The 14326-nt window shown below is 66.9% G+C and carries 16 protein-coding genes; 9 read left to right on the top strand and 7 right to left on the bottom strand.

Annotation, left to right across the window (positions count from 1 at the left end; all coding sequences use genetic code 11):
* Window positions 1-52 precede the first annotated feature (52 nt).
* From NMD1_RS02160 to NMD1_RS02150, 3 genes are read left to right on the top strand one after another with little or no spacing between them, the layout of a single operon-like run.
* Window positions 53-1336 carry a CitMHS family transporter gene (locus NMD1_RS02160; RefSeq protein ID WP_125953776.1) on the top strand — a complete coding sequence of 428 codons (1284 nt, stop codon included), beginning with the start codon at window positions 53-55 and terminating at the stop codon, window positions 1334-1336.
* 36 nt (window positions 1337-1372) lie between these two features.
* Window positions 1373-2776, top strand: coding sequence for an acyclic terpene utilization AtuA family protein (locus tag NMD1_RS02155; RefSeq protein ID WP_125953424.1), 1404 nt, complete (start codon window positions 1373-1375; stop codon window positions 2774-2776).
* Window positions 2776-3084, top strand: a complete 309-nt coding sequence (locus NMD1_RS02150; RefSeq protein ID WP_125953423.1) for a DUF4387 domain-containing protein — start codon at window positions 2776-2778, stop codon at window positions 3082-3084. Before NMD1_RS02155 ends, NMD1_RS02150 begins: the two co-directional genes overlap by 1 nt.
* Before the next feature lie 47 nt (window positions 3085-3131).
* Here NMD1_RS02150 and NMD1_RS02145 read toward each other — a convergent pair whose 3' ends face one another.
* The 4 genes from NMD1_RS02145 to NMD1_RS02130 all read right to left on the bottom strand — a co-directional run bounded on the left by NMD1_RS02145 (window position 3132) and on the right by NMD1_RS02130 (window position 6737).
* Window positions 3132-4358, bottom strand: coding sequence for a citrate synthase (locus NMD1_RS02145; protein WP_125953422.1), 1227 nt, complete (start codon window positions 4356-4358; stop codon window positions 3132-3134).
* Window positions 4359-4403: 45 nt separating this feature from the next.
* Window positions 4404-5729 carry an MFS transporter gene (locus tag NMD1_RS02140; RefSeq protein ID WP_125953421.1) on the bottom strand — a complete coding sequence of 442 codons (1326 nt, stop codon included), beginning with the start codon at window positions 5727-5729 and terminating at the stop codon, window positions 4404-4406.
* 223 nt (window positions 5730-5952) lie between these two features.
* Complete coding sequence (locus NMD1_RS02135) at window positions 5953-6399, bottom strand: DoxX family protein (RefSeq protein WP_125953420.1); 447 nt, start codon at window positions 6397-6399, stop codon at window positions 5953-5955.
* A gap of 74 nt (window positions 6400-6473) precedes the next feature.
* Window positions 6474-6737 (bottom strand): DUF2282 domain-containing protein, encoded by a 264-nt coding sequence (locus tag NMD1_RS02130; RefSeq protein WP_124809451.1) that lies wholly within the window; start codon window positions 6735-6737, stop codon window positions 6474-6476.
* Window positions 6738-6914: 177 nt separating this feature from the next.
* On the opposite strand from NMD1_RS02130, the gene NMD1_RS02125 reads away from it, so the two are divergent.
* The 6 genes from NMD1_RS02125 (at window position 6915) to NMD1_RS02100 (ending at window position 11549) form a co-directional block, all read left to right on the top strand.
* Window positions 6915-7454, top strand: coding sequence for a sigma-70 family RNA polymerase sigma factor (locus NMD1_RS02125; protein ID WP_124809450.1), 540 nt, complete (start codon window positions 6915-6917; stop codon window positions 7452-7454).
* Complete coding sequence (locus tag NMD1_RS02120) at window positions 7451-8092, top strand: DUF1109 domain-containing protein (RefSeq protein ID WP_125953419.1); 642 nt, start codon at window positions 7451-7453, stop codon at window positions 8090-8092. The genes NMD1_RS02125 and NMD1_RS02120 overlap by 4 nt, the downstream gene beginning before the upstream one ends.
* Window positions 8093-8168: 76 nt before the next feature.
* Window positions 8169-8438, top strand: a complete 270-nt coding sequence (locus NMD1_RS02115; RefSeq protein ID WP_124809448.1) for a hypothetical protein — start codon at window positions 8169-8171, stop codon at window positions 8436-8438.
* Between the two features lie 72 nt (window positions 8439-8510).
* Window positions 8511-9347: a DUF692 domain-containing protein gene (locus NMD1_RS02110; RefSeq protein ID WP_125953418.1), complete on the top strand. Its 837-nt coding sequence runs from the start codon at window positions 8511-8513 to the stop codon at window positions 9345-9347.
* The gene (locus NMD1_RS02105) at window positions 9338-10117 is read left to right on the top strand and encodes a DNA-binding domain-containing protein (protein ID WP_125953417.1); all 780 of its coding nucleotides are present in this window, start codon (window positions 9338-9340) and stop codon (window positions 10115-10117) included. The genes NMD1_RS02110 and NMD1_RS02105 overlap by 10 nt, the downstream gene beginning before the upstream one ends.
* 133 nt (window positions 10118-10250) lie before the next feature.
* Window positions 10251-11549, top strand: coding sequence for a chloride channel protein (locus tag NMD1_RS02100; RefSeq protein WP_375600783.1), 1299 nt, complete (start codon window positions 10251-10253; stop codon window positions 11547-11549).
* Here the strand turns inward: NMD1_RS02100 and NMD1_RS02095 are convergent.
* The 3 genes from NMD1_RS02095 to NMD1_RS02085 are packed head-to-tail and all read right to left on the bottom strand — an operon-like array spanning window position 11546 to window position 14213.
* Window positions 11546-11863 carry a 2Fe-2S iron-sulfur cluster-binding protein gene (locus NMD1_RS02095; RefSeq protein WP_125953415.1) on the bottom strand — a complete coding sequence of 106 codons (318 nt, stop codon included), beginning with the start codon at window positions 11861-11863 and terminating at the stop codon, window positions 11546-11548. The genes NMD1_RS02100 and NMD1_RS02095 overlap by 4 nt on opposite strands.
* 27 nt (window positions 11864-11890) lie before the next feature.
* Window positions 11891-13315, bottom strand: a complete 1425-nt coding sequence (locus NMD1_RS02090) for an aldehyde dehydrogenase family protein (protein ID WP_125953414.1) — start codon at window positions 13313-13315, stop codon at window positions 11891-11893.
* A gap of 7 nt (window positions 13316-13322) precedes the next feature.
* Window positions 13323-14213: a fumarylacetoacetate hydrolase family protein gene (locus tag NMD1_RS02085; protein WP_125953413.1), complete on the bottom strand. Its 891-nt coding sequence runs from the start codon at window positions 14211-14213 to the stop codon at window positions 13323-13325.
* Window positions 14214-14326 lie beyond the last annotated feature (113 nt).

Genomic DNA, 14326 nt, shown 5'->3' with positions numbered 1-14326 from the left:
ATGGCGCGGCGGCGGCACTCCGGGTGATGGCTGAAGGAAACGACGCGTGCTGATGCTGCTCGGTTACATGATGGTTCTGACGTTCATGGTCCTGATCATGACGCGCCGGCTGACCGCGCTGGTCGCGCTGATCCTGATACCGATGCTGTTCGGCGTGCTTGCCGGCCACGGTGCCGATCTGGGCAAGATGGCGGTCGACGGCATCGCGCAACTGGCGCCTACCGCCACGTTGCTGCTGTTCGCCGTGCTCTATTTCGCGCTGATGATCGATGCCGGCCTGTTCGATCCGCTGGTCAACCGTGTGCTGCGCTTCGCCGGCGAAGACCCGGTGCGCGTGGCGCTGGGCACCGCGATCGTCGCGCTGATCGTGGCGCTCGACGGCGACGGCGCGACCACCGCGCTGATCACGATCACCGCGTTCCTGCCGGTCTATCGCCGGCTCGGCATGAATCCGCTGGTGCTGGCGGTAATCCTGGGTTCCGCCAACACGGTCATGAACCTGGCGCCATGGGGCGGCCCGGCCGGCCGCGCGGCGGCGGCGTTGCACGTCGATCCGGCGGACGTCTTCGTGCCCCTGCTGCCCACGATCGCGGCGGGCATTCTGGGCACCCTGGGGATTGCCTGGCACCTGGGCCGGCGCGAACGCGGCAGGATCGCGCGCGGCACCGACCCGATCGAAGCCGACGAATCGATCCTTTCATTCACCCGCGACATGACGCTGGCCCGCCCCCGCCTGATCTGGCTGAACCTGGCACTCACGCTGGCGACGCTGGGCATAGCGATCGCGCGGCTGGTGCCGCTGCCGCTGGCGTTCATGATCGGCTTTGCGGTGGCGATGCTGCTCAACTATCCCTCGCCCCGCCTGCAGGGCGAGCGGCTCAAGGCCCATGCCGAAAACGCGCTGCCGATCGTGGTGCTGATCCTTGCCGCCGGGTCGTTCACCGGGATCATGGCCGGCACCGGCATGATCGACGCCATGGCCAAGGGCGCGATGACCGCGGTGCCGCCGGCGATGGGCCCGCAACTTGGCGTGGTCACGGCGTTCCTCGGCATCCCGTTGACGTTCGTGCTGTCGAACGATGCCTACTACTTCGGCGTCATCCCGATCATCGCCCAAACCGCCGCGCAATACGGGGTGGAGCCGGCGGTGATCGCCCGCGCCTCGTTGCTCAGCCTGCCGACGCATGGCCTGAGCCCGCTGGTGGCGGCGGTCTATCTGACGGCTGGCCTGCTCGGGTGCGATGTCGGCGCGATGCAGCGCTTCGGCCTCAAATGGGCGCTGCTGCTGACCCTGATCCTGATCGCCGCAGCCACGCTGACCGGCGTGATCCTGTGACTTTTCCGAACAAACCGCTGACGATGGAAGCATGACATGACAGAACCCAAGGACAATCCGTCCAAGCCCATATCGGTCCTCGTCCCGGCCGGCTCGCTTGGCGCCGGCGTGCGCGAGGACGAGGTTGCCTATGGCATCGCCAAGGGTGCCATGGTGATCGCGTCGGACGCCGGCTCGACCGACAGCGGCGCGGCCTATCTCGCGCTTGGCATTTCCAAGAACAACCGCCAGTCGGTGAAGCGCGACCTGGAAATAATGATGAAGCAGGCCTGGGCGGCAGGCATCCCCATCGTGATCGGCACCAGCGGACAGGCCGGCGGTGACAAGAACCTGGACTGGACGCGCGATATCGCGGTGGAGATCGCGCGTGAATTGGGCATCAGGCCAAAGATCGCGCTGCTGCGTTCCGAACTGGACAAGGCGACGGTCAAGGCGAAGAACGCAGCGGGCCGGATTCGTCCGCTGGCTCCGCTCGGCGCGCTCGACGACGCCACGATAGATGCGTGCGACCACATCGTCGCCGCCTTGGGGCCAGAGCCCTACATCGCCGCGCTCGACGCCGGCGCGGATATCATCCTGGGCGGCCGCACCACCGACACCGCCGTGATCGCCAGCTATGCGCTGTGGAAAGGCGCGCCGGCCGGCCCGAGCTGGCATGCCGGCAAGATCGCCGAATGCGGCGCGCAATGCACGGAAAAGGTAGAAGAAGGCGCTGGCGTGCTGCTGCGGATCGACCGGGACAGCTTCGAGGTCGAACCCCTCAGCACGGCCAACCGCTGCACGCCGCACAGCGTCTCGGCACATATGCTCTACGAAAACAGCGATCCGTTCCGCCTTGTCGAGCCCGGAGGCGTTCTGGACGTCATCGCGTCGCGTTATGCCCAGATTGATCCACGCACGGTGAAGGTCACCGGATCGGTGTGGGAGCCAAAGCCCTACACGATGAAGCTGGAGGGCGCCTCCAGCGGCCGCTTCCAGACGGTCATGCTCGTCGGCATCCAGGACCCCGTGGTCCTCAACAACCTGGACGCGTTTCACGACCGGATGCTGGGGGTGCTGTACGATCGCGTCCACAAGGCGGTGGGCGAAGCGGCCCGCGACTTTCACCTTTCGCTGCGCCTCTACGGCTGGAACGCGGTTTCCGGCGACAAGGTGCCGGCCGGCACGCCGGCCCCGCGCGAGGTTGGCGTGCTGTTCGTCGCCACCGCCGATACGCAGGAAATGGCCACGCAGATCGCCAAGGCGTGCAATCCCTATTTCTTCCACATGTACATGCCCGAGCACGAGGAAATGCCCAGCTACGGCTTCGCCTTCACCCCGGCGGACATAGAGCGCGGTCCGGTCTACGAGTTCCGGCTCAACCACGTGGTCGAATGCGACGATCCGATGGAGCTCGTCCGCACCGAATGGGTCGATCTGGCGCTTGAGGAGGCTGCGTGATGGCAACGGTCAACGAGGTTTGCCGCCTGGTCCGCTCCAAGAATGCCGGCCCGTACTGGGTGACGGTCGATTTCTTCTTCAAGGATGCCGAAAGCTATGCCCGGTACGCGCGCAGCCCGGCGCTGGGAGGCGACACCTTCGCCCGGCTGTTCGGTGCCGATCCCGCGCTGGTGAAATACTTCCCGGTCGACAGCCTTCACGTGCTGAAAGTGTCCTACCCACGCACCTCTCCACAGGGCGGCGAAGTGGAGCGCGACATGCACTGCGGGCAGCAATATGTCCGCCTGCTCGACATCGAGCTGGATTGAGCGCGCGCAGGGGCGTGGCCGAACCTTGGTTACGCCCCTGCTTGCCATCATGCCACGGGGGGTAGCGGCCCCTTGTACACCTGTTCGCGCCGGCCGGCTTCGCCAAGCTGGTACTGTTCCGAAGCGTGCGCGATCCAGCCGATCGCGCGGCCGATGAGAAATGGCGACTGGGTGGCGCTTGGTCCGCGCAGCGCCGCGTCCCCCGCCAGGCCGATCCGCGCCGTGACGAAGGCGGACAGCAGCGAAAAGGCGGGCTTCCGGTCCAGCACGTCCTCGGCATAGCGCAAGGCGTGACGAAACCGGGCATAGGCGGGATCATCGCCCAGCGCCGCGTCGCAATAGTCCACCAGCACGCGTGCCCGCGGATCGCCGCCCGCATAGAGGCGGCTTTCGAAGCCCGGCAGCGGCTCGTGCTCGCGCATCCGCCGGGCGATCGGTTCTTCCGGATCCGCCGCCTCGATCGTCTCCGCCACGAACTGCCGCGCGGCAAGACTGTGCCCGAACTTGCTGCTGCGGCCGGCGTGGATCATCAACCCGGCCGCGACCGACCGCCACGGGGTAACGCCCGTGCTCGCCACCGCGCGCACGGCATAGGTCCCCTCCTCGAAGCCGTGGTCCGCGCCCAGGATCAGCAACCGCCGCACCAGATCGGTCACCGCCGGTTCAAGCCGCAACGCCGCGCCGAACTGCTCGTGGATCGGCCGGACCGAGGGTTCGGACCGGCGCAGGAAAATCGCGGTCAGCCAGCGAATGATGTCGGCCCCGGACCGCGCCATGCCGATCGGCGTCAGATCGTGCGCATGGGCGTTGGCGTGTTCCAGGAAGGGCAGATGGGCCACCGCGCGATCGACCGCCGGCTCGCCCGCCAGCAAGGCGTCCAGCTCCACGAAATGCGCAGGACAGCGCGGCGCACGGGCGGTGAAGGCCTTTTCCTCCTCCACGTCCCACAACAGCGCCGCCACCGCCTCGACCGAGGATGTTTCCGCCAGCTCGGCAGCGCTGCGCCCACGATAATAGGGGCCATGCTCGGTCAGCAGGGTAATGCGGCTTTCGCGCTGCAATTCACCGGGCGCGAACGCCGGTTGCCGGCCCTTGCGCCGCAGCCTTTCCACGTCGTCGCGCCAGTAGCGGCGCGAACGCGAGCCCGGCACCGGTTGCGAACGCAGCCCCTTACGGCTGACATAGGCGTAAAGCGTGGTGACGCTGACGCCCAGCAATGCGGCCGCCTCCTCCGCCGAAATGTATTCCTCATCCATCGCGTCCCGGGATTTCATATGGATAAATCAACGTCAAGGTTGATATATCCACGTCAACCGTGCTCACCTCGACGGCTCGTTGGCATCGATCGCTTGGCGCAAGGCGGGCAGACACACGCGCAAGGCAACGATCGCAAGCGGGATGGCCGTCCCCAGCAGGATGCTCAATGCCCAGCCCAACCGCGCTTCATCATGGAACACGTAGTCGGTGATCGCGCCGACCAAAGGGGGGCCGAGGCCGCCCAGCAAGGCAAGCGGTATCGAGAACAGGGCAAAGACGCGGCCGCGCAACGTCGGCGGCGCGATCATCTGGATCGCCACCGAGGCGTAGGCCAGGCAGGGAATGGTGATAACGCCGGCCACCGCATAGCACAGCACGAACGCCACGCGGCCTTGCACCAGAAAGGCCGCCACCGTGATCGGGCACGTCGCGATCAGCAGCCAGGTGTAGAAGCGGATGTGAATATCGCGAATGCCCCGCGCGAACAGCCGGTCCATGATCATGCCCTTGACCACCAGCGAGGCGGCCCCGACGGTGCTGATCAGGCCGAGCACCGGGCCGTAGCTGACCGGCTCCCAATGGAACTGTCGCTGGAGATACGAGGGAACCCAGGAAATCAGGCTTTGGCCGCAAATCAGCAACAGACCGAACCCGGCCAGCATGGGAACCATCAGCCGGCGTTGCGCCACGAGGAACCGCAGCACGCTGTCATCCGCATTCCCTGTTCGTCCGGCCGCCGCGTCGGGATGCCCTGGCTCCCGGAAAGTCAGGCACAGCAAGCCGATGAACAGCGACGGTATGGCGGTGATCGCGAAGGCCAGGCGCCACGGCTCGACAGCGTGCAAGGTCGGCAAGGTGCGCGTGGCATAGGCCGCGCCACCCACGATGATCCCGCCCAGCGCGAAGGCGAAGGCGGTGCCCATCTTGGGCCCCATCGAAAAGACCGAGATAGCCGTGGTCAGGCGTTCGCGCGGGAATTTCTGGGCGATGAGCGAAAGGGCCGCCGGGGACAGCGAGGATTCGCCGATGCCCACACATATGCGCAATGCCAGCATCGCCACGAACGAGCCGGCAAGGCCGGACGCGGCAGTCGCCGCCGCGAACAGGATGGTGCCGCCCAGAATCACCATCCGGCGCGAATAGTGATCCGCGAGCCATCCCAGTGGCACGCCCGCCACGGCATAGGACACGGCGAAGGCAGGCCCCAGGATCATGCCGACCTGGAAGTCGCTGAGCAGCAGGCTCGCCTTCATGTCCGGCACGACCATGGTGACGATGAAGCGGTTGAGGTAACTCGCCACGTAAAGCGACGAGACGACCGTCAGCGTCCACCAGGCATCAAAACCGGCGCGCGCGGGCGCCGCCGCCGTGCGCCCATCACGCTCCATGCCGATGCCGGCGGCTGGAGATCAAGGAGACTTTACCGCCTAAACGGCGGCACGCTGCTACTTCCTGACTCGCGGCCCGTTCCGCCTCGCTCATGGACGATACCATCGCCACCGTCGCCACTCGTTCTCTCCCGGTTCTCTCCGCCGGGTATCCCGCCGCGACGCTCGCCTGTCTATAAGGCCCGGCGCATGGAATTATGTGCGAAACGACGAGCCGAGCTTTTTAGCTTGCGGCCCGCGATCTGGTGAGCAAGCCGTCGAGCGAGAAGCGTCCGCCTCCGCGCAAGACGAGCGGCACCAGCAGCGCCGTCCAGCTCAGGTGCGTGGGCCAGGCATCGGGATAGACGAAGATCTCGATCACCGCCGTCATGCCCAGCAGGCCGAACGCGGCGATGCGCGTGCCGAGGCCAAGGACCAGCATGGTCGAGAACAGGTGTTCGGCGATCGTGGCCATCCACGCCGCCAGCACCGGCGGCAGCAAGGGCAGCGCATATTCGCTGCGGAACAGCTCGAATGTACCGTCAGTGATCGTGAACAGGCCTTCCACCTTCGACCGGCCCGACAGGAAGAAGACCGGAGCGATCGCGAGCCGGTCGAGCAGGAGCAGCACGTCGTCGCTGCCGATCCGCGCGACAAGGCCGCCTAAGCCGGATTTGCGTTCAGGGTTCATGAGCCGTCTCCCAGGCAAAAGGAAGGGCCCGGCCGGTGAGGAACGGGGGCAAGTCAACCGGCCGGGCAGGAGCTTCAGGTACGGGGGGTTAGCGACCCGAAGCCCTTTGGCGTGCGAATGTGCGTGCAGGTGCCAGCCTTCACCAGCTTCCAGGCATCGCCCTGATAGTCGACGCGCGAGGTTCCGGCGCAGCTGGTGCCGGCGCCGGCCTTGCAGTCATTCTTGCCGGCCTTGGCCACGCCGTAGCACTTTTCCATCTGCGGCGCGTCCGCTGCGCTGACAGCGGTGCTGGCGCCGATGGCGATGGCGGCAGCCAGGGCTGCGTGCGTGATTTTCATGGTTCATTCTCCTTTGCGGGTTTTCGTTGATCCACCGGCCGTATCAGGTCCGACCATCGCATTTCGATCAGGGACGCGTTCCGGTTACGGATCATCGGCCGGGAAAATTTTTGCCGGATCGCCTGTCCGGTTGTAACCATCGGCCCATCCGCCCCGAAACGGCTTCGGGAAACGCACATGCAGGCAAGCGAAGATCAACTGAAGGCGTGGATGACACGCGGGCTGGACGGCGATGCGGCCGCGCACCAGTTGCTGTTGCGCGGGCTGCTGCCAGTGCTGCGCCAGTTCTATCGCCGCCGGATGAGCGGGCGCGAGGACGATGTGGAAGATCTTGTCCAGGAAACACTGATCGCGGTTCACCAGCGGCGCATCACATACGATCCCGCTCGGCCGCTGATGGCCTGGGTTTTCGCGATCGCGCGCTACAAGATGATCGACAGCTTCAGGCGTACCGGGCGGACGTGCGCGATCGAGGGACTGGAGGACATTCTAGTCGTCGAAGGCTTCGAGGACGCCAGCAACGCCCGCTCGGACGTCTCCCGCCTGCTCGATACCATCCCGGCCAAACAGGCGGCCGCGATCCGGGCCACGCGGATCGACGGACTCAGTACGGCCGAAGCCGCCGCTCGGCACGCCATGGGCGAATCCGACGTGAAAGTATCCGTGCATCGCGGGCTGAAAGCGCTCGCCGCACGGGTCAGGGACACATTGAAATGAACACCGACGACCTTATCGACAGCCTGACGAAGGACGTCAAACCCATGCCGCGCCATGCCTTGCGCCGGAGGCTGATCGCCGGTTTGATCCTGGGGGGCGGGGGGACTCTGCTCGCCGTCGGCGCATGGCTGGGCTTCCGGCCCGATCTCTGGATCGCCATGCATGGCGGCGCATTCTGGATGAAGTGGCTCTACACCGCGTCCCTGGCCCTCTGCGCGACACTGGCGACCGCGCGGCTGGGCCGGCCCGACGGCGCGGCGCTCGGCTGGCTGTGGATCATGGCCCTGCCGGTGGCGGGCCTTGCGGCGATCAGCATTGCGGAAATGGCCAAGACGCCATCGTCCGAATGGATGGCGATGTGGCTGGGCGCGAGCTGGAAGATCTGTTCGCGCAACGTATTCCTGCTGGCGATCCCGATTTTCGGCGGGCTGCTCTGGTCGTTCCGGCGACTGGCCCCCACGCGGCTGCGCGCGGCGGGCGCCACCGCCGGCCTCACGGCGGGCGCCTGGGCGGCCACGCTCTATTGCCTGCATTGCCCGGAAGTTTCGGCGATTTTCGTGCTGACTTGGTATTCGCTCGGTATCGCGCTGGCGGCGTTGACGGGGGCGATGCTGGGGCCGAAATTACTGCGGTGGTGACTCGCAAAATCTGTAACCGTCGCAGCCAGTCGCCCGAAGTACCGTTGCCACTCAGGCAAGTCTTCAGGAGAATACCATGAAAGCGTCCACCAAGAGCATCAGCTTCGCCGCCACCGCCGCCCTGATCGCCGCCGCCTCGATGGCCGGCAGCACGCCCGCGCTGGCCAAGCACCACGAAGCGCCCAAGGTCGCCTGCTATGGCATCAACGCCTGCAAGGGCCAGTCCGATTGCAAGTCGGGCAACCATGACTGCAAGGGCATGAACGACTGCAAGGGTCAGGGTTTCAAGGACACGACCGCCGCCGAATGCACCAAGGCCGGCGGCAGCCTGACCGCTCCGCGCTGATTTGCGGCCTGTGCCGGTCGCGCGTTCGCGCGCGGCCGGCGGGTCCGCACCAACCCTGCCAGAGCGCCCCTCATGACACCTCCCCTCTCTCCCCGTTTCGGGCTGGGTTTGCGCAAGCCGCACTACCATGACTTTCTGGAAGGCGACGTTCCGGTCGACTTTGTCGAGGTCATTTCCGAAAACTTCATGGTCCCTGGCGGGCGCCCGCGCGACGTGCTGCGCCGGGTGCGCGAAAAGCATCCCGTGGCGCTGCACGGCGTCTCGATGTCGATCGGGTCCGCCGACGGGATTGATCGCGACTACCTCCTGCGGCTCAGGGCGCTGGCGGACGAGGTGGAGCCGATGCTCGTTTCGGATCACCTTTGCTGGACGCGCACCGGCGGGTTCAATTCGCACGACCTGCTGCCCCTGCCCTATACCGAAGAAGCGCTGGACGTGGTGTGCCGCAACGTCGAACAGGCGCAGGACATTCTGCGGCGGACGCTGGTGATCGAGAACCCGTCCAGCTACCTCGCCTTCACCGGCGCGGAGATGAGCGAGTGGGAATTCATCGCCGCGCTGTGCCAGCGTACCGGCTGCGGCCTGTTGCTCGATGTGAACAACATTCACGTCAGCGCGGTGAACCACGGCTTTGACGCCCATGCCTACATCGCGGGCGTGCCGCTGGATCAGGTTCGCCAAATCCATCTCGCCGGCCACACGCAGGGCCGCGAACTGCTGATCGACACGCACGACCAGCCCGTGCCCGATCCGGTCTGGGCCTTGTTCGGAACGGTGATGCGCAAGCTCGGCACCGACGTTGCCGTGATGATCGAGCGGGACGACAACATCCCGCCGCTCGCCGATCTCCTCGACGAACTGGATGTCGCCCGCTCGATCGCGCGAAATGGAAGCGTGGCATGGGCCTGATCGCGACCAGGCCGAACGCGACCGGGCTGGGCGCGATGCAGGCCGATTTCTGCCGGTGGCTGGCCGAAGCGGACGAATGCGCCGCCGAGCGCCTGCCGCTAGCCGACCGGCGCGGTCTTTCGGTTTACCAGAACAATTATCGCGCGCAGTTGATGGACTGCCTGGAAGCGAGCTATCCGCAGACGCTGACCCTGATCGGCGTGGACGCTTTCCGCAGCGCGGCCGCCCATCATGTCGATGCGGTGCCCCCGCACAGCTGGACACTCGACGAATATGCCGAAGGCCTGCCGGGCACGCTGGCCGCGCTGTTTCCGGACCAGCCCGAAACGGCAGACCTCGCCCGGCTGGAACTGGCCCTGTCCGAGGCTTTCGTCGCGCCCGACGCCCCGGCGCTCTCGCTGGCCGACATCCCGGACGTGGCATGGGATACGGCCACGCTGCGGCTCGTCCCCTCGGCAACCTTCCTCACGCTTTCCACCAACGCGGCCGATATCTGGGCCGCGCTGAACCGCGAGGAAGCGCCGCCTCCCGCCGACCATGGCGGCGACGTTCGCGCACTGATCCTGTGGCGGCAGGATTTCACATGCTGCTTCCAGCTTATGGATGCGCAGGAGACGGCCCTGCTGCCCCGCCTCGCCACTAGCTTGCGCTTCGAGACGATGTGCGAGGAACTGGTGGACGCGCTGGGAGCGGACCACGGTCTTGCGCTGGCGGGCGAATTGCTCGCGCGCTGGAGTCAAGCGGGCCTGCTGCGGCACCCCGATCGCTGAAGCCAAAGCCCTGTAAAATCATCCCATGCCAACCTGCCGGGTGGACATTCCCCCGCCATCGCCCGCATAGAGCCATGCGAATGCAAGGCGGCTCCACCCGTTGATGGCCGCCGGCAACGGAAAGGCCCTTGTCGTGAATCCCCTCCAGCGCTTTCTTCCCCGGCGGGTCCGCATTCTGCTGCGCCGCCACGGGCCGGAAGCGTTCATCTGGCGGCGGCGCGTGGCGCTGCTGGGCGGCGGCATCCTCATCGGGCTGATCGCGCTGCTGTTCGCCGCCCTGGCCGACAGGGCAAACGAGGGCTTTCAGGGCATCGTCGCGCGCTGGTGGTGGATGCCGCTGGTGCTCACGCCCGCCGGGTTCGTCGCCTTCGCCTGGCTGACCCTGCGCCTTGCACCGGCGGCCAAGGGATCGGGCATTCCCCAGGTCATGGCCGCGACCAAGGACCCCGAGGCGGCGCTCGGCGGTCTCGTCTCCGGGCGCACGGCGATTGTGAAGTTCTTCCTGACGATCGGCGCGCTTTTGTTCGGGGCTTCGGTGGGGCGCGAAGGGCCGACCGTGCAGATCGCCGCCGCGATCATGGGCTATTCACACCGGCTGATGCGGGTGCCGCTGCGCGCTTCGGTCTATATCGCGGGCGGCGCGGCGGGTGTTGCCGCGGCGTTCAACACCCCGCTGGCGGGCGTAGCCTTCGCGATCGAGGAACTGGCTGCCGCCTACGAACAGCGCACCACGCTGCTGGTCATGGCGACGGTGCTGATCGCGGGCATGGTCAGCCTGGGCTTGGCCGGCGACTACGTCTACTTCGGCGAGATGCGCCAGACGCTGAACGTCACGCAGGCGCTCGTCGCGACACCGGTGGCGGGCGTGCTGGGCGGCCTTGCCGGTGGCTGCTTCTCGCACCTGATGCTGTCGGCCGGATCGACGCGCTTCGCGCCGATGGCCTGGCTGCGCGCGCGGCCGCTGCTGCTGGCTTTGGGCTGCGGGCTGGTCGTCGCCGGTCTCGGCGTCGCGACGGGCCTGACCTGGGGCACCGGCTATCAGGCGGCGCGCAGCGTGATCGAGGGCCGCGACGTGCCACTGTGGTTTGGCGCGGCCAAGTTCGCGGCGACGCTGGCCACGGCCATTTCCGGCCTGCCGGGCGGCATCTTCGCGCCTTCGCTCTCGATCGGGGCGGGGATCGGCGACATGCTGCGCAGCCTGTTGCCGGGCTATCCGGCAGGCGCGGTGGTACTGCTGGGCATGGTCGCCTATTTCAGCGGCGTGGTCCGCGCGCCGCTCACGGCGGTGATCATCATTTCAGAGACGACCGCCAGCCGGGGCCTGATGATGCCGCTGCTCGCCGCCGCGCTGATCGGCGATTTCGCGGCCAGCACGATCAGCCACGAAAAGCTCTACCACGGCCTGTCGCTGCGCTTCCTGCCGAAGGACTAGCCTTCCGCCACAAGCCTCACGCGAATGCCGTCGAGCGCCGAAACCAGCGGAATCTGGCACGAAAGGCGCGACCCGGAAGCGCGATCGTCCACGCTGTCGAGCAGATCGTTCTCGTCAGGCGACATCGCGGGCAGCAACCCCGTGTAGGCATCGTCGATCACGACATGGCACGTCGCGCAGGAGCAGCACCCGCCGCACAGCGCCATGACCTCGCCGAAACCGCTTTCGCGCAAGGCTTCCATCAGCGACAGGCCTTCGCCCGCGTCGATGGTCCGGACCTCGCCGGCGCGGTTCTCCACGCTCACTCCAACCATAGCCCCCTTTTCCCGTATCGTTTGCGGTCAGGCGGCCCCGCCATAGACCGATTTGACTTCCAGAAACTCGCGCAGTCCGTAAACGCCCCATTCGCGGCCGTTGCCGGACATCTTGTAGCCTCCGAACGGGGCGGCGCTGTCGAGCGAAGCGCCGTTGAGGTGGACCATGCCCGTGCGGAGCCGCGCGGCGACATCGCGGCACGCGTCGAGATCGGCGCCCCAGACATAGCCGGACAGGCCATAGGGCGTGTCATTGGCGATCTGCACCGCCTGCTCCACCGTGTCGTAGGCGATGATCGACAGGACCGGGCCGAACACTTCCTCGCGCGCGACGGTCATGGCGGGGGTGACGTCGCCCAGCACGGTCGGCCGCACGAACAGGCCCGGCTTCAGTTCCTCCGGGCACTCCGGCCCACCCGCGAGCAGCGTCGCGCCTTCCGCGATCGCCTGCTCGATCATGCCCACCACGCGGCGGTGCTGCGCCGCGTTGGCGATCGGCCCCATGAACGGATCACTGGCGGGCAGACCCACGCTCAGCGCATTAGCCGCCTGCGCGGCCAGCGCGTGCACTTCGGCAAGGCGCGTGCGCGGGACAAGCAGGCGCGTCGGTGCATTGCAGCTCTGCCCGCTGTTGCCCATGCAGCCGCGCACGCTGGCAGGGATCGCCTTTGCCAGATCGGCATCGGGCAGCACGATATTGGCGGACTTCCCGCCCAGTTCCAGCGCCACGCGCTTGACCGTAGGCGCGGCATTCATTGAGATCGCCACGCCTGCGCGGGTCGATCCGGTGAACGAGACCATGTCCACGTCCGGGTGCCGCGTCAGCGCGTCACCAATGCCCGGTCCGGTGCCGTGGACGAGGTTGAACACGCCGGGCGGCACGCCCACACTGTCGATCACCTCCGCCAGGATCGCGGCGTCGATCGGCGCCAGTTCGCTGGGCTTGAGCACCATCGTGCAGCCCGCCGCCAGCGCCGGGGCGACCTTGGTCGCGATCTGGTTCATCGGCCAGTTCCACGGCGTGATCAGCACGCAGACGCCGATCGGTTCGTGCCGCAGCAACGTGGTGCCGAGCGGCTCCTCGAACGCAAACGTCTCCATCACGCGGATGATCTCGCCAAAGTGCTGCGGTCCCGATGGAGCCTGCGCCCGCCGGGCCAGACCTTGCGGCGCACCCATCTCGGCCGAGATCGCGTCCGCGATCTCGTCGTTGCGGGCGATCAGCGCTTCATGGATCGCCCGGATCAGCGACAGCCGTTCGGCCGGCCGCACCTGCGACCACGAACCGAACGCCGCGCGCGCCGTCGCGATCGCGGCTTCGGCATCGTCGGCATTGCCCAGCGCGACTTCGGCAACGGTGGAAAGGTCCGCCGGGTTGATGACGGGCGCGCGGTCGGCCCCGTGCGGCGCAACCCAGCGGCCGCCGATGTAGAACCGGGTGGTGTCGGCCATCGCGCGCCTACTTCTTCTCGTCCAGGCGGGATTCGTAGAACTGCGCGCCCTGTCCGCCCGCCGCGCGCTTGCCCCGGAACTCCCAGTCGCCGCCCATCGCGGTGGAGATGACTTCCTCGGATTCGGTCGGCTGCGCGCCGCAATCGTCGCGGATCGGCGTGGGTCCATGGACGATCCGGTTGGCCAGGCGCCCCAGCCCCTCGACCTCGACCTCCACGAGATCGCCGGGCTGCACCGGGCGGCTGTTCGCCGGCGTGCCCGAAAGCAGCACGTCGCCCGGCTCCAGCGTGATCGTCCGCGCGATGTCGGCGACCAGATAGTGCATGTCCCATTCCATATTGGCGGTGGTATCGTCCTGCCGAAGCTCGCCGTTGACGTACGTGCGAATGCGCTTGTCGTGGAAATCCCATCCGGTCACCAGGCCGGGGCCGATCGGGCAAAGGGTATCCGATCCCTTCACGCGCAGCATCGATCCGGCATCGGTATCGCGGAAATCGTGCAGGCCGTAATCGTTCGCCACGCTGTAGCCGGCGATATAGTCGCCCGCTTCGGACGGCGCGATGTTGCGGCAGGTGCGACCGATGACGATCGCGATCTCGCCTTCGTAGTTCAGCCACTTGCAGCGTTCGGGGCGGACGACATCGCCCTTGTGCGTGTTCAGCGCCGTGGGCGGCTTGTGGAAATAGGTGGGCGCGGCCGGCAGCTTGGTAATGAATTCGTCGACCCGGCTGTGGTAGTTCAGGTGGACGCACACGATCTTGCTGGGGTTGCAGGGCGGCAGATGCACCGCATCGTCCACCCCGATCGAGCGGCCATCGCGCGTCACCAGCAGATCGCCTTCGCGGGTGGTGAGGATCGGATAGCCATCCAGAAGGATGCGGCGGTACTCGACGGTCATGAGGAACTCCCTGGCTGTTACACCGGCTTTAGCGACATGCCGGCCGGGCGGGATTGGCCGAGTTGGCCAAGTTGCGCCCGGCGGCACGGCATAGAACCGCCGCAATCGCCACG

The organism is Novosphingobium sp. MD-1 (assembly GCF_001014975.1).
GTDB lineage: Bacteria > Pseudomonadota > Alphaproteobacteria > Sphingomonadales > Sphingomonadaceae > Novosphingobium.
The sequence above is the reverse complement of the archived record's forward strand: the minus strand, read 5'-3'. Positions and strand labels throughout refer to the sequence as shown.

What these genes read in the sequence shown, in the direction of transcription:
- NMD1_RS02160 (WP_125953776.1), top strand. Translation starts at nt 53, where the DNA reads ATGCTGCTCGGTTACATGATGGTTCTGACGTTCATGGTCCTGATCATG.
- NMD1_RS02155 (WP_125953424.1), top strand. Translation starts at nt 1,373, where the DNA reads ATGACAGAACCCAAGGACAATCCGTCCAAGCCCATATCGGTCCTCGTC.
- NMD1_RS02150 (WP_125953423.1), top strand. Translation starts at nt 2,776, where the DNA reads ATGGCAACGGTCAACGAGGTTTGCCGCCTGGTCCGCTCCAAGAATGCC.
- NMD1_RS02145 (WP_125953422.1), bottom strand. Translation starts at nt 4,358, where the DNA reads ATGAAATCCCGGGACGCGATGGATGAGGAATACATTTCGGCGGAGGAG.
- NMD1_RS02140 (WP_125953421.1), bottom strand. Translation starts at nt 5,729, where the DNA reads ATGGAGCGTGATGGGCGCACGGCGGCGGCGCCCGCGCGCGCCGGTTTT.
- NMD1_RS02135 (WP_125953420.1), bottom strand. Translation starts at nt 6,399, where the DNA reads ATGAACCCTGAACGCAAATCCGGCTTAGGCGGCCTTGTCGCGCGGATC.
- NMD1_RS02130 (WP_124809451.1), bottom strand. Translation starts at nt 6,737, where the DNA reads ATGAAAATCACGCACGCAGCCCTGGCTGCCGCCATCGCCATCGGCGCC.
- NMD1_RS02125 (WP_124809450.1), top strand. Translation starts at nt 6,915, where the DNA reads ATGCAGGCAAGCGAAGATCAACTGAAGGCGTGGATGACACGCGGGCTG.
- NMD1_RS02120 (WP_125953419.1), top strand. Translation starts at nt 7,451, where the DNA reads ATGAACACCGACGACCTTATCGACAGCCTGACGAAGGACGTCAAACCC.
- NMD1_RS02115 (WP_124809448.1), top strand. Translation starts at nt 8,169, where the DNA reads ATGAAAGCGTCCACCAAGAGCATCAGCTTCGCCGCCACCGCCGCCCTG.
- NMD1_RS02110 (WP_125953418.1), top strand. Translation starts at nt 8,511, where the DNA reads ATGACACCTCCCCTCTCTCCCCGTTTCGGGCTGGGTTTGCGCAAGCCG.
- NMD1_RS02105 (WP_125953417.1), top strand. Translation starts at nt 9,338, where the DNA reads ATGGGCCTGATCGCGACCAGGCCGAACGCGACCGGGCTGGGCGCGATG.
- NMD1_RS02095 (WP_125953415.1), bottom strand. Translation starts at nt 11,863, where the DNA reads ATGGTTGGAGTGAGCGTGGAGAACCGCGCCGGCGAGGTCCGGACCATC.
- NMD1_RS02090 (WP_125953414.1), bottom strand. Translation starts at nt 13,315, where the DNA reads ATGGCCGACACCACCCGGTTCTACATCGGCGGCCGCTGGGTTGCGCCG.
- NMD1_RS02085 (WP_125953413.1), bottom strand. Translation starts at nt 14,213, where the DNA reads ATGACCGTCGAGTACCGCCGCATCCTTCTGGATGGCTATCCGATCCTC.